The sequence below is a fragment of the Streptococcus australis genome (genome assembly GCF_015553625.1).
GTDB classification, from domain to species: Bacteria; Bacillota; Bacilli; order Lactobacillales; family Streptococcaceae; genus Streptococcus; species Streptococcus australis_B.
Genome location: NZ_JADNGY010000006.1, coordinates 16490 through 38609, shown reverse-complemented (window position 1 = coordinate 38609; position 22120 = coordinate 16490). Strand labels below are relative to the sequence as shown.

Below are 22120 nucleotides of genomic sequence, written 5' to 3'. Positions count from 1 at the left end.
TCTGTATAAAATGTTATTCTTCATATTAAATTATAGCACTTTACGGAAAAATGTAAACGCTTAACTGTATAATATTTCAAAAGTTAAGAAAAAATAATGATTTTGCCTCCATACAAAAAAGCAGTAGAGACTGCTTCTTTGATGATGGATAAAGCTCTCTGACACTAGCTCCCCTTGCTTAAATCCCACTGACCATGAGGGATACGAGGGTAAGGAAGCTATTCCAAGAGGCATGCTGAAGGATGGTCCAGTAGATCGATTTGGTATAGCGCAGGACCGCACAAAATAGCAAGCCTGGTACCAAGTAGACGATAAAGCTTGGCAAATCCCAACCATGCTGCCAGACATGCGAGAGGCTGAACAAGGAAGCAGACACCAGTATATCCAGCTTATACTTCTGATAAGATGCCAACGCCGTCATGACCAAATCACGAAAGACTAGTTCCTCCACAATAGGAGCCAGCAAGCAGGCATAAACATAACGTATCAATACCAAGGCCCAGCCTGACAAACCACTAGATACTTCTGCAAGGGCTATGGAATTCTTAGTCGGTGGAAATGCCTCTGCAGAAAACATATCCCATAAAAAGTGAGCAAGAAAAACAAGCACAAAAACCGCCAAATAGGACGCTTTAAAGGTAAATTTCCCGTACAACTCCCAACGACGACTCTTTACCAAGAGTGTAACGGCTAACCCCCCAATCAATCCGATCAACAAAAGGAGCAAACTATAATAAGAAGCATCCGATAGATGGCCCACTAAATCCGTTGGAAGCCCCACGTTAAAAAGCGCAAAATTGATGCAGAGAATCCCTAGTGTCGCGAGTTGAAACGGTCTGTCTGTCTTTCTCATTGCATTCACCTTTCTATCTTACTTTCTTTTTCTACTAAATATTGGGGCAATTTGCATCAGCCAGCTAAAGCTGCCACCCGAAGGAGACATTCCTTGATTTCCCCACCCCGGGTAAATTCCAGAGGTCCCCCAACCACCGCCACCATATGTTAGTTCAGGACTTCTGGTCGGACGGATCATTCCTCCAACGGTTTGTTCGAGTTCATTTGTCGTTAATTCTGTTTCTGCATAGATTTTCATTTTTTCTCCTATTCTTTCTATCTAGATTTCAAAACACCATGATCAAGATTGCTATCATGTCTTAAATACGAGCGAGCGGTGGTCGCTTCACAAAGCCAGGACGACCAATCTCAATCTTATCTGACTGACCTGGAATCACATTTGGGCGAGAACCCCCACCACCTACAATTTTTGCTAATTCTTTTTGACTACATTCTGTCATTTCATTTCCTCCAATTTGTATTTGTAACGCTACCTCCTGAGTCTATCAAAAATCGGAGCATTTGCCTTTGATCCTTCTATATGGTTGCATTTGTCAGCTATGTGGGAGGGAAGACACTATCAGAATGGCAGAATCCTTAATAAGCACTTCAAAGTCTCTAACTCATAAATATGATATTCTAAACAGTTAGTTGATTTGGATCCTAGCAAAAATGACACAGAAATCCTTGAAAAAGAGAGCTTATTTCATGATATAATACTGATAAATATTAATTCTAGGAGTAAGGTATGACTATTGAAGATAAAGATGCTGAATTAAAATTGAAAATCGGTAACAATATTCGAGGAGCTCGTCTGAACCAACATATGACTCAAGCAGATGTTTGTGGAGATGAATCTGAATTAACCATTCGTCAACTTGCTCGTATTGAAAACGGCCAAGTATTAGTATCTCTTTCTAAATTAATGTTTTTATCTCAGAGATTGAATTGTCCAATAGAGGACATCATAGATGTAGACAAAATAGAAATACCCAAGCGGTATCTGGAATTAAAAAATAAATTAGTACGAGCTCATAGTTATGGGGACGAAAAACGTATTGGCATTTTAGAAGAAATGTTTGATGAAATATATGAGAATTTTTATGACAATCTACCAGAAGAAGAACAATTACTAGTTGAAGTTTTACAAGTTCAATTAGATGTTTTTAGCAGTCGAGATGTTACGTATGGTTTGACATTGCTAGAGGAATATTTGCATCAAATTTTAAAGAAAAAAAAGTATAGTTATAATGATCTTCTAATAATCAATCTGTATTTCCTATGTTGTGCTATTGGGTTAGAAGATAAAACTTATTTTGAAGAATTATCTAAAAAAGTTTTATTATATATTGATTATAGTGATAATGAACGTATCTATATACTCGAAAGAATATTGATAGGAATTTTAACACAAGTAAAAGTAGAAGATTACTTAATTTATACAAAAGTTTTTCGAGAGATAACTGAGAGTACAAATAATTTTCAACATAAACCTGTTATCTATGCCTTTGAAGCTAAATATTATTTGGAAGTAGAAAAAAATCATCATAAAGCAGAACAGTCCTATAATAAATCCATTGAGTTTGCTAGGATGCTAAACGATCAGGTTCTAGTGAATAACTTGACCAAAGAAAAAGAACGAGATTTAGGTGGGAATGTATCCATTACATAAACAAGAGAAGTTTACGAACTTCTTTTTTTATTGCTCTTGCTAATCTTGTTAGTAAACCGACTTGACTCTTGCAAATCCCAGCTGATGGCCAACCTGACCTAGATGTCATGTTCTTTTTATTTTCTTTGAACTACAATAGAAGCATCAAAAGGAACACACAAAGAAAGGAAGAATCTGATGGTATTTACTAACACATTAAATCTATTTTGTGATGGGATGATGTATCTATGAATAAGGAGTTAACATACGAGATATCTTCTCATTTTATCGAACAAAAAAGAATTACCATCACAAACCAATCAAAAACAAGACGTCTCTGTAAGGTGATGGTCAATCATAAACTTTTTAAAATTCTATTATTAGCTCCTAATGAAAAAGAGACATTGGTCTATGAAAAACCGGAAGGCATTGAAATAATTGAAATGACTGATTTAACAGAAAGCGAGGAAAATAAATGACTTCAATGGTTGTTGCAAAAAATATCGTGAAAACATTTGGCAGTAAGACTGCCCTAAATTCTATTAATTTTGAGATTAAAGAGGGAGAGATTTTCGGATTTCTGGGACCATCCGGATCTGGGAAAACAACGATGATCAACATTCTTACTGGGCAACTACTACCAGACAGTGGAAAAACTCAATTGTTAGGAAAAGATTCTCAGGATCTACATCCGACAGATTTAGAAAAAATTGGGATTGTTAGTGACCAAAGTGGCTTCTATGAAAAACTATCCTTAGAAAAAAATCTCCTTCTATATGCAAAGCTTTACGGTATTAATTTGAATAGAGTAGATGAGTTACTTGATCAGGTAGGACTGTTAGCTAGCAAAAAGATATTAGCTGAACAATTATCTACTGGAATGAAGCAACGGATGTTACTAGCTCGCGCTTTAATCAATCAACCTAAAATTCTATTTTTGGATGAGCCAACAAGTGGTTTGGACCCAACAACTTCAAAATCGATTCATGAGTTGTTAGTTCAATTAAAAGAAAGTGGGACCACAATCTTTCTAACCACTCATGATATGAACGAAGCTACTTTATTATGTGATCATTTGGACTTATTAAATAAAGGAAAACTCATTGAACAAGGTAGCCCAGCGGATATCATTCAAAAATATAACACAAATAAACGGATAAAAGTTATTTATAAAAATCACCAAGAAAGAATCTTTGATTTTTCAGAATTATCGACATTAGCTACAAATGATCTTATTTCTATCCACTCATGTGAGCCAACTTTGGAAGAAATCTTTATAAGATTAACGGGGGAAAAATTAAATGTTTAATCGAATGAAAGCATTGCTATGGTTAAGAAACCAAACCATTATCGCAAATAAAAACTTACTGGTACAAGTGTTGATGCCCTATGGCTTGCTCATTATTTATAAGAATTTTATGAATTTAGGGAAGGACAAAGGCCTTGACTTAATGTTCCTCTGCTTATCCACAGCAATTGCCATGTCTGTTGGCAGTACTGTTTCCACTATTATTGCTGAAGAGAAAGAAAAGAAGAATCTTAAAACGCTTTTACTAAGTGGTGTACGACCATACGAATATCTCATCTCAGTTTTAATACACCCAGTTGTCATTACTGTTTTGAATATGGTTTTATTTCCTATTATTGCAGGTGCAGATCTTTCTAAAATTTACCTTGAATATACTTTAGTCGTTATTTTGACAGCTATGGCTGTTATTCTCATTAACCTATGCATCGGAGCTTTTTCTTCGACACAATCAAAAGCGCAAATCAATGGCTTACCTGTTATGTTGATTATTGCAATGGGACCAAACTTGTCTCAAATGAATCCTGATATCGCTGATTTTATTAAATATACTTTTCTTGGAGCTTATACTGAATTATTCACAAAAGCAGAGTTTAGTTTAACGAGTTGTTCTTTTCAAATATTAATCGCTTGGATAATCTGTTTGTTCATTCTTACATCCTTGTCACTCAAGCTTCATAAACATTCAAAACCGCGAAATAAGTTACCCAAAGAGCGGGCTGTGAATACTGAATGTGTGTAAACAAAAAGATAATTCCTATTTCACATACACCTTCTAAAATGATGGTCGGATTCAACTAGTATATAATTTGAAACAGCTAAACTTGATTTATCTCCCGAACTCTTAAAGAGTCGGACCCCAGAAAACGACCAACCATCAAAAAAACCATCGCCAACAGACGATGGTTTCTGTATTTCTTTGATTAGCCTAAGGAGTTGACATAAGCATCCACTGCTACAATGGCTTGAGCAATATCAGATGCTTGTACCTTGAATGGCATTTGATGGATGGTTTCTCCTTCAATGGTGGCTTGTTGGCCAACCTTGAGAAGATCTTCGTAGCTTGCATTTTCAAGATGCATTTCTTTCAGAGTCGTTGGCATACCGATTTGTTGATAGAAACGAATGTATTTGTTCAATTCTTCTTTTGGACGGTTTTCCAAGAACAATTGAACTAGCGTTCCGTAGGCTACTTTTTCACCGTGTGTCAAATGGTGGATGTCTCCAGTAAGGGCTGTAAAGCCATTATGGATGGCATGAGCTGCTGCCAAGCCACCACTTTCAAATCCAATCCCGCTGAGAAGGGTATTGGCTTCAATGATGTTTTCAAGAGCAGGCGTTACCACTTTGGCTTCACAAGCAGCCATGGCTTGAAGTCCGTCTGCAAATAAGATTTCTTCACAACGTTGCGCAATCGCGACACCAGCTAAAGTTTGGTGTTTGCCTAGCATGGTTTTTCCGTTAGCTTGCATCACTGCACGCGCTTCAACCCAAGTCGCTAATCCATCTGCGATACCAGAAGCGAGCAAACGTTTTGGTGCTTGAGAGATGACTTTGCTATCCACCAAGACCAATTCTGGGTTTTTAGAATAGAAGATATAGCGAGCAAAAGCACCTTCATCCGTATAGATAACTGACAAGGCTGAAACCGGAGCATCTGTAGAGGCAATGGTCGGAGCAATGACAACTGGTGATTTTAGAAGATCGGCAATGGCTTTTGCACTATCGATGGTCTTTCCTCCACCAAGTCCGATGACTAAGTCACAGCCATTTTCTTCTGCCAGACTGACCACACGATTGATTTCATTATCAGAAGCTTCACCATTGAAGAATACTGGCAAGACTGTAAAGCCATACCGAAGGAGATACTTTTCAAAACGTTCCCCTACGATATCATAGACCACTGAATCACAGAGTAAAACAGGATGACTCCCCAGTTCTAAAATAGGTTTTGCATTTTCAAATAAAGCATTTTCCCCTTGAATGTAACGAGATGGGCTTGCAAAATTTCTCATACACTCCTCCTTTATCAAATTGTATTCTTATGATGAACGGCTGACCAATCTGCTTCGAAGTCATCTACTGCTTTTGCAATAGAAGGCATTCCAAAAGCTGCTTCAAATACATCTGCCCCTGCCGTAATTGCTTGTGTTCCTTCTTTAAATGCTCGATTAACTTGAGCCACATTTTTAAAGGAAGCTGCTAGAATTTTGCTTGATGAATGATCACGCTCTATGGCACTCGCTAACTGAGAAATAACCTGAGCTGAATCAATGTTTAAGTTTTCCATACGATTGTAATAAGGTGCTAAATAGTCGGCTCCTGCCTCAATCGCTAACAGCCCTTGAAAAACAGTATAGATTGCTGTTGCAGTAATTTTGTAACCCTCTGCTTTTAACACTTTAATTGCAGCAAGTCCTTCAGGTGTTACTGGGACTTTAATATAGGTGTTTTCATCGCATTGTTCGCGAATTTTAGCCGCATCTTTCAAAATTCCTTCATAATCTTTTGCGACAACTTGAACATGGATGGAAGGAGAGCCCCCAATGATTTCTCGCACCTTATGGATACGATCAAAAAAATCAATGTCCCCTTCTTTTTTAGCAATTGTTGGGTTCGAAGTTACCCCAGCAAGGGGTAACACTCGTGCCCATTTTTTTATCTCATCTAAATTTAAAGTATCAAGCATAAATTCCATATACATACCTCTTTACTATAGAGTATGCTCTGTCCGTCCAATAATATCATCTTGTGTAGCTCTTGATAGTACATTGAAGAAAGCTGAGTAGCCTGCAACACGTACAATTAAGTCACGGTGTTTTTCCGGATGTTTTTGAGCATCTAACAACGTTTCTCTAGAAACCACATTGTATTGAATATGGTATCCATGTAGACGATTAAAGAACGTACGGAGTAAAGCAATAAGTTTTAATTTATCTTCTTCTTTGGCTAAAGTTTGTGGGTTTACTTTTTGGTTCAGTAAAACACCACCAACAATTTCATCTGTTGGCAATTTAGAAACAGATTTTAGAACAGATGTTGGGCCATGTTGGTCCATATTGTGGGATGGAGAGCATCCTTCTGCTAGTGGAGTTCCGGCATTACGACCGTCCGGAGTAGCTAATGTTCCACGACCTTGTCCTACATTGGCTGAAATAGAGGACGTTCCTGAGTAACGGATACCACCGATTGGCCCACGTCCATAACGAGTATTTGGATATTTAGCAATTTCATCCACATAAATATCGTATGCTTCTCGAACTAAGCTGTCTGCATAGTCATCATCGTTTCCATACTTCGGTGCATCATGGATAAGCATCTCTTGGATTTCTTTTCCACGTTCGCCCTCGTAATCGGTTTCCAGAGCATGCCATAGCTCTTGTGGCGTTAAGCGTCCTTCTTCGAATACCAGTTTCTTGATTGCTGCAAGTGAATCGGATAAGTTTGCAATACCCACTTGTAAACCAGAAATATAATCGTAGACAGCTCCACCTTCTTTTAGGTGTTTTCCACGTCCAATACAGTCATCTGTCAAAGCTGAGCAGAGGATATCTGGCACTTCTCTTTCAAGAGATAGGTCGATCGAGTTTTCTACGATCACACTCATGCGGGTTAAGTGGCGCAAAGTCTTGTCCCAAGCAGTCTGCAATTCATCGAAGCTCTTCATGTCTTTAAAATGACCGAAGCTTGGTGCAAAGCGCTTGCCAGAAGCAGGATCGATTCCATCGTTCATCGTGATGAGCAAAACTTTAGGGAAGTTCATATAACTCATACCTGTACAGCGATATCCCCATTTACCTGGAACAGCTGTTTCTACACAACCAATTGCACTGTAATCATAAGCATCTTCTTCAAGAACACCTTTTGAAATAAAGGATGGAATAATGATCTCATCATTATTGAAAGCAGGCATACCGAATCCGAGCTTCATAACTTCAATACATTCGTTCATGAAGCGGGCATCCAAACCAGCATGGTAACGAACAGTTAAGTTTGGTTGAGGAAGGTGAGTTTGAGCAACAGACTTCAACACTAAATAAGACAATGGGTTAACGGCATCTTTCTTATCACGCGTTTGACCACCAATCGTAACGTTTTGATATAGCGGACTACCTGCAGATGAGAAGGTATGTGCTTGACTACGTACTTTGTTAATTGTAATAGTCTTAATCCAAAGGTTGGTCAAGCGTTCAACAATACTCTCTTCAGTTTCCCGTCCACTTTCCAAATCAGCTTTAACGTATGGATACATATATTGGTCAAAACGGCCATATGAAAGTGAGTGTCCATTTGATTCAATCTGAAGAATACATTGAATAAACCAAACAGACTGAACAGCCTCTGCAAATGTACTTGCAGGCTCGTATGGAACTTTCGAGCAAATCTCTGCAATTTCAAGCAATTCCTTCTTACGTTCAGGAGTTGCTGTTTCAGCAAGTTGTTTAGCAAGTTCCACAAATCGTTGAGCATAGGTCTTAACAGCATCAACTACGATAAAGATAGAATCGTAAAAATGGTACTTATCAATGCTAGCTGGATCCGTTAGATCTAGGGCTGCTTTAGCTTGGCGAGCTCTTTCTTCAAAACCTTTCAAGCCATATTGCAATAATTTTTGATAATTGACTGCTAAGTGGGCATCTCCAGAATTCATCTTCCCTTCCATACCGAAGAATCCTGTTTCCATATAGACAGATACTTCTTCAGGTAGAAGAGCTCCAGCTCTTGCACGTAAGTTATTATTTTCCCAGAACGGTGCGATACTACGGAGCTGCTCTTTCGTTTCTTCCGTAATATAGAAGACGTCACCATCCCGCTTTTCAAAAAGATCCAATTCCTTCAGAACGAACTCTAAAGTATATTCTGGGAAGATCGGAGCATCTTTATTAGAGGATGCTTGGTTTCCAGCAATCATGGATTCATCCTCAATATAGATGGTCATATTTTCAAGAATCTCTTTCAACATATAGGCACGTTTAAGAACATTTGGTTGTTCCTTATAACGATCATATGCCTTAGTTGCAAGAACAGCACGTTCAGCATCGATGTAAGGCTTCTTGTTTAAGACATCTTCACGATACTTATTCATGCGTTCAGTAAGGCTTCCAAAATATTCTGTTTTAATGCTTGTACTTGCTACTTCTACTTGTTTCATTTTTTCAAAACCTTTCTTTTGAAATTATTTTGTTTTCTTTCGTAACTATAGTAGCATTAAATTTTACGAATTTCAATGAATTATGGATTATACCTATAAATTCTATTCTAGTCGCACATCTGTGCATTCCTAATAAACGCACTATTTTTCAGCTTGTAATTCATTGTTATAAGCAAGATTATCTTGGAATTTAAAGAATGGGAAGTATACAACTGTCGAGGTCACAAGAACAAGTACTTGAACTACTGCTCCTTGCCAACCTCCGACCATAAATCCAGATATAATGGCTGGTGTACTCCAAGGAAGGGTCACACCTGAGAATGGATGCATAAATCCAATAGCAATTGATGCATAAACAATTATTGCTGCTAAAATTGGAACGATAATAAATGGAAGGAACATCACTGGGTTCATTACAATTGGGAAGCCAAATACGACAGGTTCATTAACATTGAAGATTGCAGGAAAAGCTGCAACTTTCCCAAGTGCCTTATATTGTTTTGACTTAGCAGCAAATAACATAGCAATAACCAAACCAAAGGTTATACCTGATCCAGACAAAATAAGGAAACTATCTAGGAATTGTTGGGTTACAATGTGGGCACCATTTTCAACGGATAACTTCCCAGCTGCCAACATTGATTTATTAGCATCCAGGTTAGAAAGTAGCAAGGCTGTTACTACCCCATTGACAACTGATTGTCCGTGCACACCAAACCACCACAAGAATGAAATAAAGAAGGCAATTCCAATCGCTCCGTAAAGGGATCCTGTTAGACCTTGTAAAGGAACCTGAATGACATCATAAATCATTTCAATGAAGGTACCGCCACTTGTCACTACTTTTGATACGATATAGACAATCATTGATAGTAAGAAAATCACGAAAGCAGGAATCATCGCTTCAAATTGTTTGGCAATGGCTTGAGGTACTTGTTCTGGCATTTTAATAACAATATGTCTTTGGATAAACACAGTATAAATCGCACCAACTACCAGACCAATAATAATGGCCCCGATAATCCCTTGACCACCAAACCATACTTTTGCAATGGCATCACCAATCGGTTCTCCCTTAGCTGGTACATAAGAAGATTTTAACAAGATAAAGAATGAAGATAGGGACAAAACTCCTGCTGGCAAAGGTTCTACTCCACTGTTTTTAGCATATGAATAACCAATGGAGAAGCAAGAAATTAATCCCATGATGGCGAATGTTCCTGAATAAACCTGCATAAATGGCTCTGTCCATGTATCGCCAAATACACTAGCAATAGCCTGATTAAGACCTTCAAATGGTAATTGCCCAATAATAAGAAACAAACTACCAACTACCGTTAATGGAAGGATCGCTAACATCCCATCTTTAAGAGCAATAATTCCTTTCATGTTTACAAAACGCATGATTGGAGCGATAATTTTCTGAGAATTAAAATTAGACATGGGAAGCCTCCTTATTTTTCTCCTAGCAATTCTAGAGCTAGATTTAGTACCTTCTTACCATCTAACATCCCATAATCCGCCATAGGAATGACAGCAATAGGGATATGGTTTGCCTCACAAATCGCTTTTGATTTATCCAAAGTATAAGCTACTTGAGGGCCCAACAATGCAACATCGATTTCTGGGGCAAAATCTGCTAATTTCGCTTGAGAATAGGCATCGATCTCAGCATCAATCCCTAATTCCTTAGCCGCCACCTTCATATTATTTACCAACATTCCTGTTGAAAATCCTGCTGCACAAAACAATCCAATTTTCATCTTCTTTTCCTCCTTATTGTTTCGCTGAAAGTTCTTTACGTAAGTCAATCATTTCTTTAATCAAGTTAATCTCTGTGATTGAAGTCATTAAGTGATCTTGTGAGTGCACAAACAGAGCTGTAATATCTGTCTTTGTCCCACCTGCTTCCTGGGCTAAAAATTGTGTTTGCAGGTTATGCGCTTCTAGCAATGCTGCATCTGCTTTTGCAATTTCGCCTTCAGAAGATGTAAAATCGCCCTCCTTAGCATATGATAAAGCTTGGTAAATATGCTGTTTAGCATCACCCGCATTTAAAATCAATCCCATAATAATTTGGTCTGCAACAATTATTTCCATGTGCACTACACTCCTTTGTCAATCTACTGAAAGCGCTTTTTCTATTGTCAATATACCATTTATATTTTTGCCGGTCAATAAAAACCGCAACATTTGATTGTTGTTTTTGATTTTTGCACATTTGTGCTATTCAACTAAAAAAAATAAGGACTGCATCCTTGCTGTCCTATTTTTTAGTAAATTGCTGATCACCATCTAATTCTAAGACTTTTAAGATCGTTGCTTCATCTGTGACTAAATGATTGATATAGTTGGCTTTCAAAACCGATAAAATTGCTTTTGCTTTCTGATCACCGTAGGCCAAAGAGATGGTGTTTGGTACCTTTCTCAATTCCTCTAATGTGATTGATATTGTTCTTTCCTGTAATTCAGGATAAACTGGGATACCTTCTTGATCAAAGAAACGACAGCATACTTCTCCTACAGCATGTTCTGACTCCAATTTCTTAAAATCATTCGATGTCAGCATATCAAACCACTGAGGATTCTTGCTATCTGCATAGCCACCAATCCCTACAGCCGCAACATCCAAACAACGCCAACTAGCTTTCAAGTCCTCAAAATACTTAGAAGATAAGATGCCTTCCGTCACCTCAGAATTTTCTTGAATGACACTCGCGTTTATAAAATGACATTCCCCATGAAATTTACTCGCCATACTGTAGATCAGCGTATTGACATGGTAGCGAGCATGAATATGACTGGGACCTCCAGCTAGGGGATAAAACTGAACACCATCCAAGCGCTTCGTTCCAACTTGTTCTACCATTAATCTGAGAGACTTGCCCCATGAAAATCCGACTGTCATTCCATCTTCAATCAAATTACGAAGCATGACCGCACTTGCTTGCGCCAGTCGCTTTTCAAGGCTTTCTCGAGGCTCATCAACTAGATTCGGTATAATCTCAATAGCTTTTAAGCCATATTTTTGTTTGATATAATTTTCTAAATGGAAGAGGCGAGTATCAAAGTTTTCGATTTCAATTTTTACTACGCCCTCTTTCTTGGCCTCTGCTAGCATTCTGCTGACAGTTGTACGGTAGATTCCAGTTTCTGCTGCGATTTGCGATTGACTTTTGTCTTCAACATAGTATAGATAGGCTAATTTAGCAAGTAACTTTTTCCGTTCATCTTTCAATTGGCTTCTCCTTCTTATACTAAGGTTAAAATCGTTTGCGAATCCTCAAGTTTTTCTTTCGCTTCTTGAGATATATTCTTATCTGTTATGACTCTCGAAACTTGTGAAAGTGCAAATCGTCTGACAGTTCCACATTTCCCAAATTTACTTGAATCTGTTAAGACAATCACTTCTTTAGAAACATCAGACATAGCTTGAACAACTTCACTTCTCATCATATCTTTCCCAGTAAAGCCAAGTTCGTCATCATATCCGTCTACCCCTACAAAAGCAAAGGGAACTCTAAACGAGCGGATTAATTCTTTCAAAAGCGGACCTACAGTCACTCTCGATTCTTTTTGAAATTCACCACCAAGTAGGATGATTTTACAAGAATCATATTCCTGAATATAATCTGCAATAAAGTAAGAATTTGTCACAATCTTGACATTCTTTTTTGTTTGGCAAATTTCTTCTGCTAGCAAGGCACATGTAGAGCCCGATTCAATCAAAACCGTGTCGTTATCCTTAATTAATTTAGCAGCTTCCCTGGCTATTCTTTTCTTGGTATCATATTGAAAGGACAATCGAACATTGATATCATCTCCACTATTTAAAACAGCATAGCCGTGTTCTCTATGCAATAATCCTTTGGATTCTAGCTTGTCCAAATCCTTTCGAATGGTCACTTTAGAGACTTGTAATTTCTCAGACAAGCTATTAACATCAATCTTTTCAAATTCCGATACTAATTTCAATATTTCATCTAAACGTTGCATTGTTTTTACCTCTTCTCTATTTTAGCAAATTTTCGAGTGAATTCAAAACAAAATAAACTTTCGTTCGTAATTGAAATAGTTTCTTAAATAATGTATAATGGACTTACTAGATTGATAGGAGAGCAAAAATATGGAACAAAATCGTGGCATAATCTTTAATATCCAACACTTTAGTATCCATGATGGCCCTGGAATCCGAACTACTGTATTTCTAAAAGGATGTCCCCTGCGTTGTCCATGGTGCTCCAATCCTGAATCCCAGCGTGCAAATCCTGAAAAAATGTTGGATGCTGTTACTAAAAAGGAAACCATCACAGGAGAAGAAAAAACAGTTACAGAAATCATAGATGATGTCTTAAAAGACGTTGACTTCTACGAAGAATCTGGTGGTGGCCTTACCCTGTCTGGTGGAGAAATCTTCGCTCAATTTGAATTTGCCAAAGCAATCTTAAAAGCTGCGAAAGAAGTTGGACTTCATACTGCAATCGAAACGACAGCTTTTGTTGAACATGAGAAATTTGTCGATCTCATTCAGTATGTTGATTTTATTTATACAGACCTTAAACATTACAATACACTTAAACATAAGAAGGTTGTCGGAGTCAACAATCATCTGATTATTAAAAATATTCATTATGCCTTTGCTCAAAACAAAACAATCGTTTTACGTATCCCAGTCATCCCTAATTTCAACGACTCTTTAAATGATGCTGAAGAATTTGCTTCTCTTTTTAATTCTCTCGATATCGATGAAGTACAACTTCTCCCATTTCACCAGTTTGGAGAAAACAAATACAAGCTTTTAGGACGTCGCTATGAAATGGAAGGAATAAAAGCCCTGCATCCAGAAGATTTATATGACTACCAGCAAGTTTTTTTAGATCATGACATTCACTGTTATTTCTAATCCACTCAAAAATCCCCAAAGCTAGTTTCAGTAGATTGAAACTTGGCTTTGGGGATTTCTTATTCTTTCACGAGCATCGAGAAAATCAATCAATCGCCTAACTGAAGTCGAGACTACTTCCTTTGAAAAAATGATAAATCACTATCACAAAATTGAACTCGCCCTAAAAGCGTCGAGAAAAAGAGAGATTGCCTGGTGAGCATGGCCCACATGGTCAAGAAAGTCAAGCAATCACTCAACTGAAGTCGAGACTACTTCCTTTTGAAAAAAGATAAATCAATTGGCATTCATGGAATGCGGCATTGATTTCCTATTTTTCTGCAGGAAGTTTCGGTAAACCGAATCGTCTCTCCTATCTTAATTTACCAAATAATCACACGGTCTTCTGGTGCGCGCCACATGCCGTCGCCTTCTTTGACATCAAAGGTTTCAAAGAATTCGTCAAAGTTTGGTAATTGGACATTGGTGCGGAGTTTTCCTGGTGCGTGGACATCGACACTTGCGAGGAGTTGCATGTACTCTGTTCGGGCTTTCATGCGCCAGATGCGAGCAAAGTTGGTGAAGAATTCTTCTGCTGAGAAATCTTCCTCTTTCTTAGCGGCTTCAAGAGCTGCAGCGATACCACCGAGGTCTGCTACGTTTTCAGAAACGGTCAATTTCCCGTTGATCTTGGCACCGTATGAGTCTTGTCCTTCAAACTGATCGATGACTTTTTGAGTACGAGCGGTAAAGGCTTCGTAATCTTCTGGCTTCCACCAGTCTTTCAAGCTACCGTGCTCGTCAAAGGAGGCTCCATTGGTGTCAAAGGCGTGGGAGATTTCATGGGCAATGACCGCACCGATTCCGCCGTAGTTGGCTGATGATGATTGGTGAAGGTCATAGAAAGGTGCTTGTAAAATCGCTGCTGGGAAGACGATTTGGTTTTGTTGCGGATCATAGTAAGCATTGACCATATTAGCTGGCATGTGCCATTCGCTCCGATCGACTGGTTGGTTCCACTTGCTCCAAGTATGGGCAATGGAAATTTCATAGAGAGCTTGAGCATTTTCCACCAAGGTCTTGCTCTCGTCGATAATCTTTTTGGCGTATGTTTCTGGTAATTTTTCAGGGTAGCCAATATGCGGTGTAATGACATTGAGTTTGACAATGGCTTTTTCACGAGTTTCAGGAGCGAGCCAGTCTGCTTTTTCTAAGCGCTCCTTGTAGACGTCAATCATGGTCGCTACTTTATGCTCTACGTCTGCTTTTGCTTCTGGTGAGAATTTTTCGCCCGCATACCAAAGGCCAAGTGCTTGGCTATAAGGTCCTTCTGCCAAAGCCAAAGCGGCTTTTTCTTTCGGACGAGCTTCTGGAATCCCCGTGATGATCCGTCCATATTCACCAGACAGGACACGGATTTCTTCGGTCAAGAAAGATGTCCAATCTAAGGCTGCACCGAGTTTCAATTTGGCATGAATGGTTTCCCAGTTGGCTGCCGAGTAGTATTTTGGAGCGAATTCCTTCCAGAAACGCTCTTCCGGCACGATGATTTTATCTGGTGTTTGTCCGATCACTTCTGTAAAGAAGGCATCGAGTGGCAATTCTGGAACCAAGGCCTTGAAATCTGCCCACTCATAAGGATGGTAGAGTTTGTTGTACTCTGATCTTTCTTCATTTGACAAGACATATTTGGCTAATTCTGCGTCCGCTGCAATGACCTTATCCAGGATATCCTTGATTTCTTCCTCTGAGAATTCAAATTTAGGTAAGAGTTTTTCCATCATTTGGCGCCAGATAGCCAGCAATTCTGGACCCTTTTCGTTGCCTTCTTCATAGTAGGTCGTATCTGGCAAGATGAGAGCAAGAGACTCTCCCCACAAGACATTCATTTGGGCATTCATAAAGTCTGGTGACACGCTAAATGGCATGAGATTTGGTTTGCCAGCTAGCTCATAGGTCCCCAACTTACTGGTATAGTCTTCAAAAGAAGACAAGGCCTTGATTTCATTGATCAAGGGCATAGCTGGAGCCACACCAGCTGCTTCTCGCGCATCAAAATCTGCCACCATCTTGTGGTATTTGACAAAGTTTTGGAGAATACTGTCTTCTGGCAGCTCTTCTCCTCGTTGCCATTTTCCGGTAATATCCAACATCAAGTTTTCGATCTCTTGGATCAAGTCCATAAAACCACCGGTTGACGGTTTGTCATCTGGAATCACAGCTGTCTCAGCCCATTTCCCGTTGACGTAATCATAAAAATCATCTTGTAAACGTACCATGATCTTCTCACTTTCAATCTTTTGTAATAACCTTATCAAAAATAGGTCTATTTTTCAATGATTACAAGTGAGTTAATCTAAATTATTTAAAAAAATTAACTTGACTTAATTTTTTAATTTATGTATATTAATGGTAAAGGAGAAAAATCATGATTCAAATTGAACATCTAAGTGTTGCTTACCAGCAAACACTGGCCTTGGAGAATCTTTCTCTCACCATCCAGGGTCCAACCATCCTAGGAATTCTTGGACCCAACGGAGCTGGAAAATCAACCTTGATCAAGGCTATGCTAGGACTTCTCCCTCATTCGGGAAAAGTCCTACTCGATCAAAAAGATCTCGACCAAGTTCTTCAACGAGTGGCCTACGTCGAACAAAAGACAGCTATTGATTTCCACTTCCCCATCACGGTGCGAGAGTGTGTCTCACTGGGCCTCTACCCCCATCTTTCTATCTTCAAGCGAAAAAGCAAAGAGGATCTCCAAAAGGTGGAAGATGCCTTAAAACTTGTCAATCTCCTTGATCTCGCGGATCGCCAGATTGGCCAACTCTCGGGAGGGCAATTCCAACGGGTCCTAATCGCCCGCTGCTTGGTCCAAGAAGCAGATGTCATCTTTTTGGATGAGCCCTTCGCTGGAATTGACTCTGTTAGCGAGGACATCATCATGCAGACACTCCAAACCCTGAAAAAGGAAGGCAAGACCATCCTGATCGTCCATCACGATCTCAGCAAGGTTCCAGCTTACTTTGACCAAGTCCTCCTCCTTCATCGCAAACTGATTGCTTTTGGGAAAACAGAGGAAACCTTTACCAAAGAGAATCTGCATGCAGCCTACGGGCATGAACTCTTTATAGGAGGTGAAATCAGATGATTGCAGAATTTATCGATGGATTACAACAATTTCATTTCCTCCAAAACGCTCTCATTACAGCTATTGCCATCGGGATCGTCGCCGGTGCGGTCGGATGTTTCATCATTCTGCGAGGCTTGTCTCTCATGGGGGACGCTATTTCGCACGCAGTCCTTCCAGGGGTGGCTTTGTCCTTTATCTTAGGTATCAACTTTTTTATTGGCGCCATCATCTTTGGCCTCTTAGCTTCCATCCTGATCACCTATATCAAGAGCAACTCCATCATCAAGAGCGACACTGCGATTGGGATTACCTTTTCTTCTTTCCTCGCCTTAGGGGTCATCTTGATTGGAGTCGCTAAAAGTTCCACTGACCTCTTCCACATCCTCTTTGGGAATATCTTGGCCGTGCAAGACCAGGATATGTGGATGACCATTGGTATTGGTGTGGCTGTCTTACTGGCGATTTGCCTGCTCTTTCGACCCTTGCTACTTACTTCCTTCGACCCTGTCCTCGCTCAATCCATGGGCGTTCGGGTCAAGGTCTATCACTACCTTCTCATGGTGCTCTTGACCTTGGTTTCTGTCACTGCTATGCAGAGTGTCGGGACCATTCTCATCGTCGCCATGCTCATCACACCTGCTGCGACGGCCTATCTCTATGCCAATAGCCTCTGGTCCATGATGCTCCTTTCATCCGGATTAGGTGCTCTTGCATCCATCCTAGGACTTTTTATTGGTTATAGCTTCAACATCGCTGTCGGATCTTGTATTGTCATCACTTCTGCCGTCTTCTTTCTCATTAGCTTCTTTATCGCTCCCAAGCAGAGAAAGAACAGACATTCCCCTTCGTACTAAGATTAATCTCATAAAGGAGAAAAAAATGAAAAAACTAACTTCCGTCTTAGCCCTCTTTGTGGCTCTCTTATTTGGTTTACTGGCTTGTAGCAAAGACTCTTCTTCCAAGTCCTCATCCGATAAATTGAAAGTGGTCACCACCAACTCCATCCTCGCAGATATGACAAAAAATATCGCTGGAGATAAAATCGAGCTACACAGTATTGTCCCTGTCGGCCAAGATCCCCATGAATACGAACCACTCCCAGAAGATGTCAAAAAAACTTCACAAGCAGACCTCATCTTCTACAACGGCATCAACCTCGAAACGGGTGGCAATGCTTGGTTTACCAAGTTGGTCAAAAATGCTAATAAAGTAGAAAACAAGGACTATTTCGCTGCCAGCGATGGCGTAGAGGTCATCTACCTAGAAGGCCAAAACCAAGCTGGAAAAGAAGACCCTCACGCTTGGCTCAATCTCGAAAACGGGATCATCTATGCTAAAAACATTGCTAAACAATTGATCGCCAAAGATCCAAAAAATAAGGACTTCTACGAAAAAAATCTAGCAGCCTATACTGAAAAACTGAGCAAGCTGGATCAAGAAGCCAAGCAAGCATTCAATAACATCCCAGCAGAGAAGAAGATGATCGTAACCAGTGAGGGTTGCTTCAAGTACTTCTCCAAAGCCTACGGCGTCCCATCTGCCTATATCTGGGAAATCAACACTGAAGAAGAAGGGACACCTGAACAAATCAAAACGCTGCTAGAGAAATTGCGTCAAACCAAAGTACCGTCCCTCTTTGTCGAATCCAGTGTCGATGAGCGTCCTATGAAAACTGTGTCTAAGGATAGCAATATCCCTATCTTTGCAAAGATCTTTACTGACTCGATCGCCAAAGAAGGCGAAGAAGGCGACAGCTACTACAGCATGATGAAATGGAATTTGGAGAAAATCGCAGAAGGTTTGAACAAATAAGATTCCAAACTGATTAGATTCTCAAACAAATCAGTGGCTCTTCCCCCTTCATTAATGTACAATGAAAAGAAAAAAGGAGTCTTTGCTATGACAACATTTTTAGGAAACCCTGTTACCTTTACCGGATCTCAACTTCAAGTTGGCGATACTGCTCATGACTTTTCACTGACTACACCAAACTTAGAGAAAAAATCTTTGGCTGATTTTGCTGGGAAGAAAAAAGTCCTCAGTGTGATCCCATCCATTGACACAGGTATCTGTTCTACTCAAACACGTCACTTCAACCAGGCCCTCTCTGACATGGAGGACACTGTGGTCTTGACAGTTTCTGTCGACCTTCCTTTCGCTCAAGGTAAATGGTGTGCTGCTGAAGGGATCGAAAATGCCATCATGATCTCAGACTACTTCGACCATTCCTTCGGAAAAGCCTATGGCCTCTTGATCAATGAATGGCATTTGCTCGCACGCGCTGTCTTGGTCCTAGATGCAGACAACAAGGTCACTTACGTCGAATACCTAGACAACATCAACAGCGAACCCAATTACGACGCGGCAATCGAAGCCGTCAAAGCACTTGGATAAAGTAAAAAGAGGTCTAGGACCTCTTTTTACTTTATCTACAAAATCTGTTCAGAGACTTTCCTTAGGTGAGTTTCTAAGAGGCCTTTTTCTTCAATCCGAAAGAGGACTACTATAAAATCCGATGGAGCCCATTCTTGAGTAAAAGTCGCCAGCGTAAGCGTGGGATGCCTCTGAGGAAACTCCGCACGCGCTTTGCTACTTGTTGCTTATAGCTCTTGCCTCCTTGTGCAAAGGTTCCCTTCCGACTCCAGTAGCCTTCAATACTGCGATCATTCTTCGGAGCTAGATAGCGAACACCTTGCTGATAGAGAACCTTCTTGCGAAAAGCTGGATCCCACGGTTTAACGGGATCGATATCCAAGTCCTTATGGGTATGGCCTTTGGCTAAGCCATAGTTGAAACTGGCTCCATTGACAATGCCATTTTCAGAAATCTGATACGGATCCACTTCGTTGAGAAACTGGCCACCCTGATCCAGGATATACTCTGTATAAAAGTTGAGCAATACCTTAAAATTCAACTGGGCCTGAGCACGAGATGGGAAAGCAAGTTGGCCATCTTGATCCACATAGACCTTATTATGGAGACGAGCTGCTGCATAAGCATCGATTTTGATCCCTTTTGTCTCCTGCAAGTAAGCTTGTAGCGCCTCTTCATCAGTCTGCCCCGCTCTGGCATAATGCTCCCGAATCCACTGGGCCTGGTAGGCAGAGAGCAGATAGCGAAACTGGTGAACCTGTCGTTTTAAGAGCTGATCTCCTGCTTTGCTGGCTAATGGATCCTGAGCAAATGCTACTTGAACCACTCTTGAAAAAGAGGACCAAAAAGACGAATGAGGCGGGCAATCTGGCCAGAACCGCTTCAGTAAGAAGGCAGTCTCCTCACAGGTTCCCGATAAATCCCGTGGCATGAGACAGAGGTGCATGACCCCTCTTAAGAGGGCCTGGGCACGGCCTTCCGTCAACCCTTGCAGTTCTCTCTGCCACATCTCTTGGAAAAGAGGACTGGCAAAGACGAAGACAGAGCGGTAAGAGTCTTGCCTTGTTGCTTCATCTTCGCAAGACTGCAGTTGTTTTTCTAAGTAGCTGAGACCTCTGGTCGTCCAGCCCAGTTTTTCCAATTCCTGTCGCTGCATTTGCACCCTCCTTTCCATATTGTTCTCGGTTTATGCTTCTATACTATCATCTTTCTCCCTCCCAGACAATTCCTATCCACTGGCCAAGCCATTTCGCGCTTTTTTTGATATACTAGAAGAAGCGAAGAAAAGAGGACCCTATGACACCAAATAAAGAAGATTACCTCAAGTGCATCTATGAAATCGGCACGCAACATGAAAAAATTAGTAACAAAGAGATTGCGGCCCGGATGCAGGTTTCGCCTCCAGCCGTGACTGAGATGGTCAAACGCATGATCTCGGAGAATCTCCTCATCAAGGACAAGACCCACGGCTATCTGCTAACCAAGCTCGGCCTCCAAACGGTTTCCGATCTCTTTCGCAAGCACCGCTTGATTGAAGTGTTCTTGCTCAAAAAACTGGGCTATACGACTGAAGAAGTCCATGAAGAGGCTGAAGTGCTCGAACATACTGTCTCCGACCGCTTTATCGATAAACTTGACCAGATGTTAGACACTCCCAAAACCTGCCCCCATGGAGGAACCATTCCACCCAAAGGAAAACTTCTCATCGAGGCTTACCAGGACCGTTTGAGTGATGTCAGCGAACCGGGAACCTATCGTTTGCGAAGAGTCCAGGATAGCTTTGAATTGCTGAATTTTTTAGACCAGATCCAGCTGACCATTGGAGATGTCATTCTCTTCAAAGGCTATGATGATTACACCGGCCTCTATCATCTCCAGATCAAAGACCAAGACATCCAAATCAATCATCTGATTGCCCAACAACTTTACATAGAAAAACATGCCCTTTGATAAAGGGCATGTCAGATTGAAGAAATAGTATTCCTAGAAACTTTCCTTAGGTGAGTACGGACGTCAGCGAACTTCTACGAAGTTCCATGACTTAGTTTTGAACCTAAGGTTTCAAAACTCCCGAATGCTTGAAACAACAATGTTTCAAGCATTTTTCTCACAGCGGAAAGTTTCGGATTTACTTTGACAATCCAGAGTAATATAAGAATTTTTTTGAAAAATTATCCAGCTATCCTAAGTAAAAAGTAATTTGTCTACATTCAAACATGCCTTTTAATCAAGGGCTTGTTTTTTTATGGATTTTTCGTATCGAGGATGATGGTCACTGGGCCATCATTGATGAGTTCAATTGCCATATCTGCAGCGAAGACCCCTCGTTTGACAGGGACTTCCTTTTCTAACAAATCATTAAAATCATCATAGAGCTGGCTGGCCATCTCTGGATTGGCTGCCCCGATAAAGGCTGGACGATTGCCTTTTTTTGTCTGGGCAAAGAGGGTAAATTGAGAAATCGAGAGGATTTCTCCTTGAATATCCTTGACAGATAAGTTCATCTTCCCTTCTTCATCCGAGAAAATCCGCATTTGGGTGACCTTGCGCACCGCATACTCCAAATCCTTCTGGTCATCCTCAGGCCCCACTCCCACCAAGAGAAGAAGTCCTTCTTGAATCTGACTATAAACTTGACCGTCAATAGAAACCGAGGCCCTTTTGACCCGTTGAATTACTAATTTCATCTTATTATCCTATTATACAATCTATTGGGCTCACCACTAAGCTTCAAAGAACATCGACTTCAAACAAGGCGATGAAAAGCAGGCAGACTATCCGAAAACCAA

Annotated in this window: 24 protein-coding genes; 10 read left to right on the top strand and 14 right to left on the bottom strand. The window is 40.3% G+C overall.

Annotated elements, in window-relative coordinates; genetic code table 11:
• Nucleotides 1-178: 178 nt before the first annotated feature.
• From I2D56_RS06385 to I2D56_RS06375, 3 genes are all read right to left on the bottom strand, one after another.
• Complete coding sequence (locus I2D56_RS06385) at nucleotides 179-853, bottom strand: CPBP family intramembrane glutamic endopeptidase (protein WP_195348211.1); 675 nt, start codon at nucleotides 851-853, stop codon at nucleotides 179-181.
• A gap of 18 nt (nucleotides 854-871) precedes the next feature.
• Nucleotides 872-1093: a hypothetical protein gene (locus I2D56_RS06380; protein ID WP_135783222.1), complete on the bottom strand. Its 222-nt coding sequence runs from the start codon at nucleotides 1091-1093 to the stop codon at nucleotides 872-874.
• 61 nt (nucleotides 1094-1154) lie between these two features.
• A complete protein-coding gene (locus I2D56_RS06375; protein ID WP_154858942.1) occupies nucleotides 1155-1295 on the bottom strand; it encodes a bacteriocin in 141 nt (46 codons plus the stop codon).
• Between the two features lie 287 nt (nucleotides 1296-1582).
• Here I2D56_RS06375 and I2D56_RS06370 point away from each other — a divergent pair, with 287 nt between their 5' ends.
• The 4 genes from I2D56_RS06370 to I2D56_RS06355 all read left to right on the top strand — a co-directional run bounded on the left by I2D56_RS06370 (nucleotide 1583) and on the right by I2D56_RS06355 (nucleotide 4533).
• The gene (locus I2D56_RS06370) at nucleotides 1583-2506 is read left to right on the top strand and encodes a helix-turn-helix domain-containing protein (protein ID WP_195348210.1); all 924 of its coding nucleotides are present in this window, start codon (nucleotides 1583-1585) and stop codon (nucleotides 2504-2506) included.
• Nucleotides 2507-2733: 227 nt separating this feature from the next.
• The gene (locus I2D56_RS06365; protein ID WP_195348209.1) at nucleotides 2734-2964 is read left to right on the top strand and encodes a hypothetical protein; all 231 of its coding nucleotides are present in this window, start codon (nucleotides 2734-2736) and stop codon (nucleotides 2962-2964) included.
• Nucleotides 2961-3794 carry an ABC transporter ATP-binding protein gene (locus tag I2D56_RS06360; RefSeq protein ID WP_229050197.1) on the top strand — a complete coding sequence of 278 codons (834 nt, stop codon included), beginning with the start codon at nucleotides 2961-2963 and terminating at the stop codon, nucleotides 3792-3794. The genes I2D56_RS06365 and I2D56_RS06360 overlap by 4 nt, the downstream gene beginning before the upstream one ends.
• The gene (locus I2D56_RS06355) at nucleotides 3787-4533 is read left to right on the top strand and encodes an ABC transporter permease (RefSeq protein WP_120701316.1); all 747 of its coding nucleotides are present in this window, start codon (nucleotides 3787-3789) and stop codon (nucleotides 4531-4533) included. Before I2D56_RS06360 ends, I2D56_RS06355 begins: the two co-directional genes overlap by 8 nt.
• A 181-nt stretch (nucleotides 4534-4714) precedes the next feature.
• Here the strand turns inward: I2D56_RS06355 and I2D56_RS06350 are convergent, their stop codons facing one another.
• From I2D56_RS06350 to I2D56_RS06315, 8 genes are all read right to left on the bottom strand, one after another.
• On the bottom strand, nucleotides 4715-5806 hold the full coding sequence (locus I2D56_RS06350) for a glycerol dehydrogenase (protein WP_061564682.1): 1092 nt from the start codon (nucleotides 5804-5806) through the stop codon (nucleotides 4715-4717).
• Between the two features lie 14 nt (nucleotides 5807-5820).
• Complete coding sequence (locus tag I2D56_RS06345; protein WP_048717592.1) at nucleotides 5821-6489, bottom strand: fructose-6-phosphate aldolase; 669 nt, start codon at nucleotides 6487-6489, stop codon at nucleotides 5821-5823.
• Between the two features lie 15 nt (nucleotides 6490-6504).
• Complete coding sequence (locus I2D56_RS06340; protein ID WP_023027619.1) at nucleotides 6505-8943, bottom strand: glycyl radical protein; 2439 nt, start codon at nucleotides 8941-8943, stop codon at nucleotides 6505-6507.
• A gap of 141 nt (nucleotides 8944-9084) precedes the next feature.
• Nucleotides 9085-10386: a PTS sugar transporter subunit IIC gene (locus I2D56_RS06335; protein ID WP_195348208.1), complete on the bottom strand. Its 1302-nt coding sequence runs from the start codon at nucleotides 10384-10386 to the stop codon at nucleotides 9085-9087.
• Nucleotides 10387-10397: 11 nt separating this feature from the next.
• Nucleotides 10398-10706 carry a PTS sugar transporter subunit IIB gene (locus tag I2D56_RS06330; RefSeq protein ID WP_013904534.1) on the bottom strand — a complete coding sequence of 103 codons (309 nt, stop codon included), beginning with the start codon at nucleotides 10704-10706 and terminating at the stop codon, nucleotides 10398-10400.
• Between the two features lie 13 nt (nucleotides 10707-10719).
• Complete coding sequence (locus I2D56_RS06325; protein WP_048691622.1) at nucleotides 10720-11043, bottom strand: PTS lactose/cellobiose transporter subunit IIA; 324 nt, start codon at nucleotides 11041-11043, stop codon at nucleotides 10720-10722.
• A gap of 166 nt (nucleotides 11044-11209) precedes the next feature.
• The gene (locus I2D56_RS06320; protein ID WP_048717591.1) at nucleotides 11210-12181 is read right to left on the bottom strand and encodes a sugar-binding transcriptional regulator; all 972 of its coding nucleotides are present in this window, start codon (nucleotides 12179-12181) and stop codon (nucleotides 11210-11212) included.
• 14 nt (nucleotides 12182-12195) lie between these two features.
• A complete protein-coding gene (locus I2D56_RS06315; RefSeq protein WP_048717589.1) occupies nucleotides 12196-12939 on the bottom strand; it encodes a DeoR/GlpR family DNA-binding transcription regulator in 744 nt (247 codons plus the stop codon).
• A 130-nt stretch (nucleotides 12940-13069) separates the two neighbouring features.
• Between I2D56_RS06315 and I2D56_RS06310 the strand changes: the two genes are divergently transcribed.
• Nucleotides 13070-13846 carry a glycyl-radical enzyme activating protein gene (locus tag I2D56_RS06310; RefSeq protein WP_006595065.1) on the top strand — a complete coding sequence of 259 codons (777 nt, stop codon included), beginning with the start codon at nucleotides 13070-13072 and terminating at the stop codon, nucleotides 13844-13846.
• Nucleotides 13847-14208: 362 nt separating this feature from the next.
• Here the strand turns inward: I2D56_RS06310 and I2D56_RS06305 are convergent, their stop codons facing one another.
• Nucleotides 14209-16104 carry a M13 family metallopeptidase gene (locus tag I2D56_RS06305; RefSeq protein ID WP_195348207.1) on the bottom strand — a complete coding sequence of 632 codons (1896 nt, stop codon included), beginning with the start codon at nucleotides 16102-16104 and terminating at the stop codon, nucleotides 14209-14211.
• 149 nt (nucleotides 16105-16253) lie between these two features.
• Here I2D56_RS06305 and I2D56_RS06300 point away from each other — a divergent pair, with 149 nt between their 5' ends.
• The 4 genes from I2D56_RS06300 to tpx all read left to right on the top strand — a co-directional run bounded on the left by I2D56_RS06300 (nucleotide 16254) and on the right by tpx (nucleotide 19352).
• Nucleotides 16254-16976: a metal ABC transporter ATP-binding protein gene (locus I2D56_RS06300; RefSeq protein WP_048788741.1), complete on the top strand. Its 723-nt coding sequence runs from the start codon at nucleotides 16254-16256 to the stop codon at nucleotides 16974-16976.
• Complete coding sequence (locus tag I2D56_RS06295; protein ID WP_009732123.1) at nucleotides 16973-17812, top strand: metal ABC transporter permease; 840 nt, start codon at nucleotides 16973-16975, stop codon at nucleotides 17810-17812. Before I2D56_RS06300 ends, I2D56_RS06295 begins: the two co-directional genes overlap by 4 nt.
• A 25-nt stretch (nucleotides 17813-17837) precedes the next feature.
• Entirely contained in the window at nucleotides 17838-18770 is a 933-nt protein-coding gene (locus tag I2D56_RS06290; RefSeq protein ID WP_048788740.1) for a metal ABC transporter substrate-binding protein, read from the top strand.
• A gap of 87 nt (nucleotides 18771-18857) precedes the next feature.
• On the top strand, nucleotides 18858-19352 hold the full coding sequence (gene tpx / locus I2D56_RS06285; protein ID WP_048717579.1) for a thiol peroxidase: 495 nt from the start codon (nucleotides 18858-18860) through the stop codon (nucleotides 19350-19352).
• 109 nt (nucleotides 19353-19461) lie between these two features.
• On the opposite strand, the gene I2D56_RS06280 is transcribed toward tpx, so the two are convergent.
• Entirely contained in the window at nucleotides 19462-20487 is a 1026-nt protein-coding gene (locus tag I2D56_RS06280; protein WP_195348206.1) for a DUF3114 domain-containing protein, read from the bottom strand.
• A 140-nt stretch (nucleotides 20488-20627) separates the two neighbouring features.
• Here I2D56_RS06280 and I2D56_RS06275 point away from each other — a divergent pair, with 140 nt between their 5' ends.
• Nucleotides 20628-21281 (top strand): metal-dependent transcriptional regulator, encoded by a 654-nt coding sequence (locus I2D56_RS06275; protein WP_023027609.1) that lies wholly within the window; start codon nucleotides 20628-20630, stop codon nucleotides 21279-21281.
• A gap of 293 nt (nucleotides 21282-21574) precedes the next feature.
• On the opposite strand, the gene dtd is transcribed toward I2D56_RS06275, so the two are convergent.
• Nucleotides 21575-22018, bottom strand: a complete 444-nt coding sequence (dtd, locus tag I2D56_RS06270) for a D-aminoacyl-tRNA deacylase (RefSeq protein WP_048691599.1) — start codon at nucleotides 22016-22018, stop codon at nucleotides 21575-21577.
• Nucleotides 22019-22120: the final 102 nt, after the last annotated feature.

What these genes read in the sequence shown, in the direction of transcription:
- I2D56_RS06380 (WP_135783222.1), bottom strand. Translation starts at nt 1,093, where the DNA reads ATGAAAATCTATGCAGAAACAGAATTAACGACAAATGAACTCGAACAA.
- I2D56_RS06295 (WP_009732123.1), top strand. Translation starts at nt 16,973, where the DNA reads ATGATTGCAGAATTTATCGATGGATTACAACAATTTCATTTCCTCCAA.
- I2D56_RS06305 (WP_195348207.1), bottom strand. Translation starts at nt 16,104, where the DNA reads ATGGTACGTTTACAAGATGATTTTTATGATTACGTCAACGGGAAATGG.
- I2D56_RS06370 (WP_195348210.1), top strand. Translation starts at nt 1,583, where the DNA reads ATGACTATTGAAGATAAAGATGCTGAATTAAAATTGAAAATCGGTAAC.
- I2D56_RS06340 (WP_023027619.1), bottom strand. Translation starts at nt 8,943, where the DNA reads ATGAAACAAGTAGAAGTAGCAAGTACAAGCATTAAAACAGAATATTTT.
- dtd (WP_048691599.1), bottom strand. Translation starts at nt 22,018, where the DNA reads ATGAAATTAGTAATTCAACGGGTCAAAAGGGCCTCGGTTTCTATTGAC.
- I2D56_RS06315 (WP_048717589.1), bottom strand. Translation starts at nt 12,939, where the DNA reads ATGCAACGTTTAGATGAAATATTGAAATTAGTATCGGAATTTGAAAAG.
- I2D56_RS06355 (WP_120701316.1), top strand. Translation starts at nt 3,787, where the DNA reads ATGTTTAATCGAATGAAAGCATTGCTATGGTTAAGAAACCAAACCATT.
- I2D56_RS06385 (WP_195348211.1), bottom strand. Translation starts at nt 853, where the DNA reads ATGAGAAAGACAGACAGACCGTTTCAACTCGCGACACTAGGGATTCTC.
- I2D56_RS06360 (WP_229050197.1), top strand. Translation starts at nt 2,961, where the DNA reads ATGACTTCAATGGTTGTTGCAAAAAATATCGTGAAAACATTTGGCAGT.
- I2D56_RS06325 (WP_048691622.1), bottom strand. Translation starts at nt 11,043, where the DNA reads ATGGAAATAATTGTTGCAGACCAAATTATTATGGGATTGATTTTAAAT.
- I2D56_RS06275 (WP_023027609.1), top strand. Translation starts at nt 20,628, where the DNA reads ATGACACCAAATAAAGAAGATTACCTCAAGTGCATCTATGAAATCGGC.
- I2D56_RS06345 (WP_048717592.1), bottom strand. Translation starts at nt 6,489, where the DNA reads ATGGAATTTATGCTTGATACTTTAAATTTAGATGAGATAAAAAAATGG.
- I2D56_RS06365 (WP_195348209.1), top strand. Translation starts at nt 2,734, where the DNA reads ATGAATAAGGAGTTAACATACGAGATATCTTCTCATTTTATCGAACAA.
- I2D56_RS06290 (WP_048788740.1), top strand. Translation starts at nt 17,838, where the DNA reads ATGAAAAAACTAACTTCCGTCTTAGCCCTCTTTGTGGCTCTCTTATTT.
- I2D56_RS06300 (WP_048788741.1), top strand. Translation starts at nt 16,254, where the DNA reads ATGATTCAAATTGAACATCTAAGTGTTGCTTACCAGCAAACACTGGCC.
- I2D56_RS06310 (WP_006595065.1), top strand. Translation starts at nt 13,070, where the DNA reads ATGGAACAAAATCGTGGCATAATCTTTAATATCCAACACTTTAGTATC.
- I2D56_RS06335 (WP_195348208.1), bottom strand. Translation starts at nt 10,386, where the DNA reads ATGTCTAATTTTAATTCTCAGAAAATTATCGCTCCAATCATGCGTTTT.
- I2D56_RS06375 (WP_154858942.1), bottom strand. Translation starts at nt 1,295, where the DNA reads ATGACAGAATGTAGTCAAAAAGAATTAGCAAAAATTGTAGGTGGTGGG.
- I2D56_RS06350 (WP_061564682.1), bottom strand. Translation starts at nt 5,806, where the DNA reads ATGAGAAATTTTGCAAGCCCATCTCGTTACATTCAAGGGGAAAATGCT.
- I2D56_RS06280 (WP_195348206.1), bottom strand. Translation starts at nt 20,487, where the DNA reads ATGCAGCGACAGGAATTGGAAAAACTGGGCTGGACGACCAGAGGTCTC.
- tpx (WP_048717579.1), top strand. Translation starts at nt 18,858, where the DNA reads ATGACAACATTTTTAGGAAACCCTGTTACCTTTACCGGATCTCAACTT.
- I2D56_RS06330 (WP_013904534.1), bottom strand. Translation starts at nt 10,706, where the DNA reads ATGAAAATTGGATTGTTTTGTGCAGCAGGATTTTCAACAGGAATGTTG.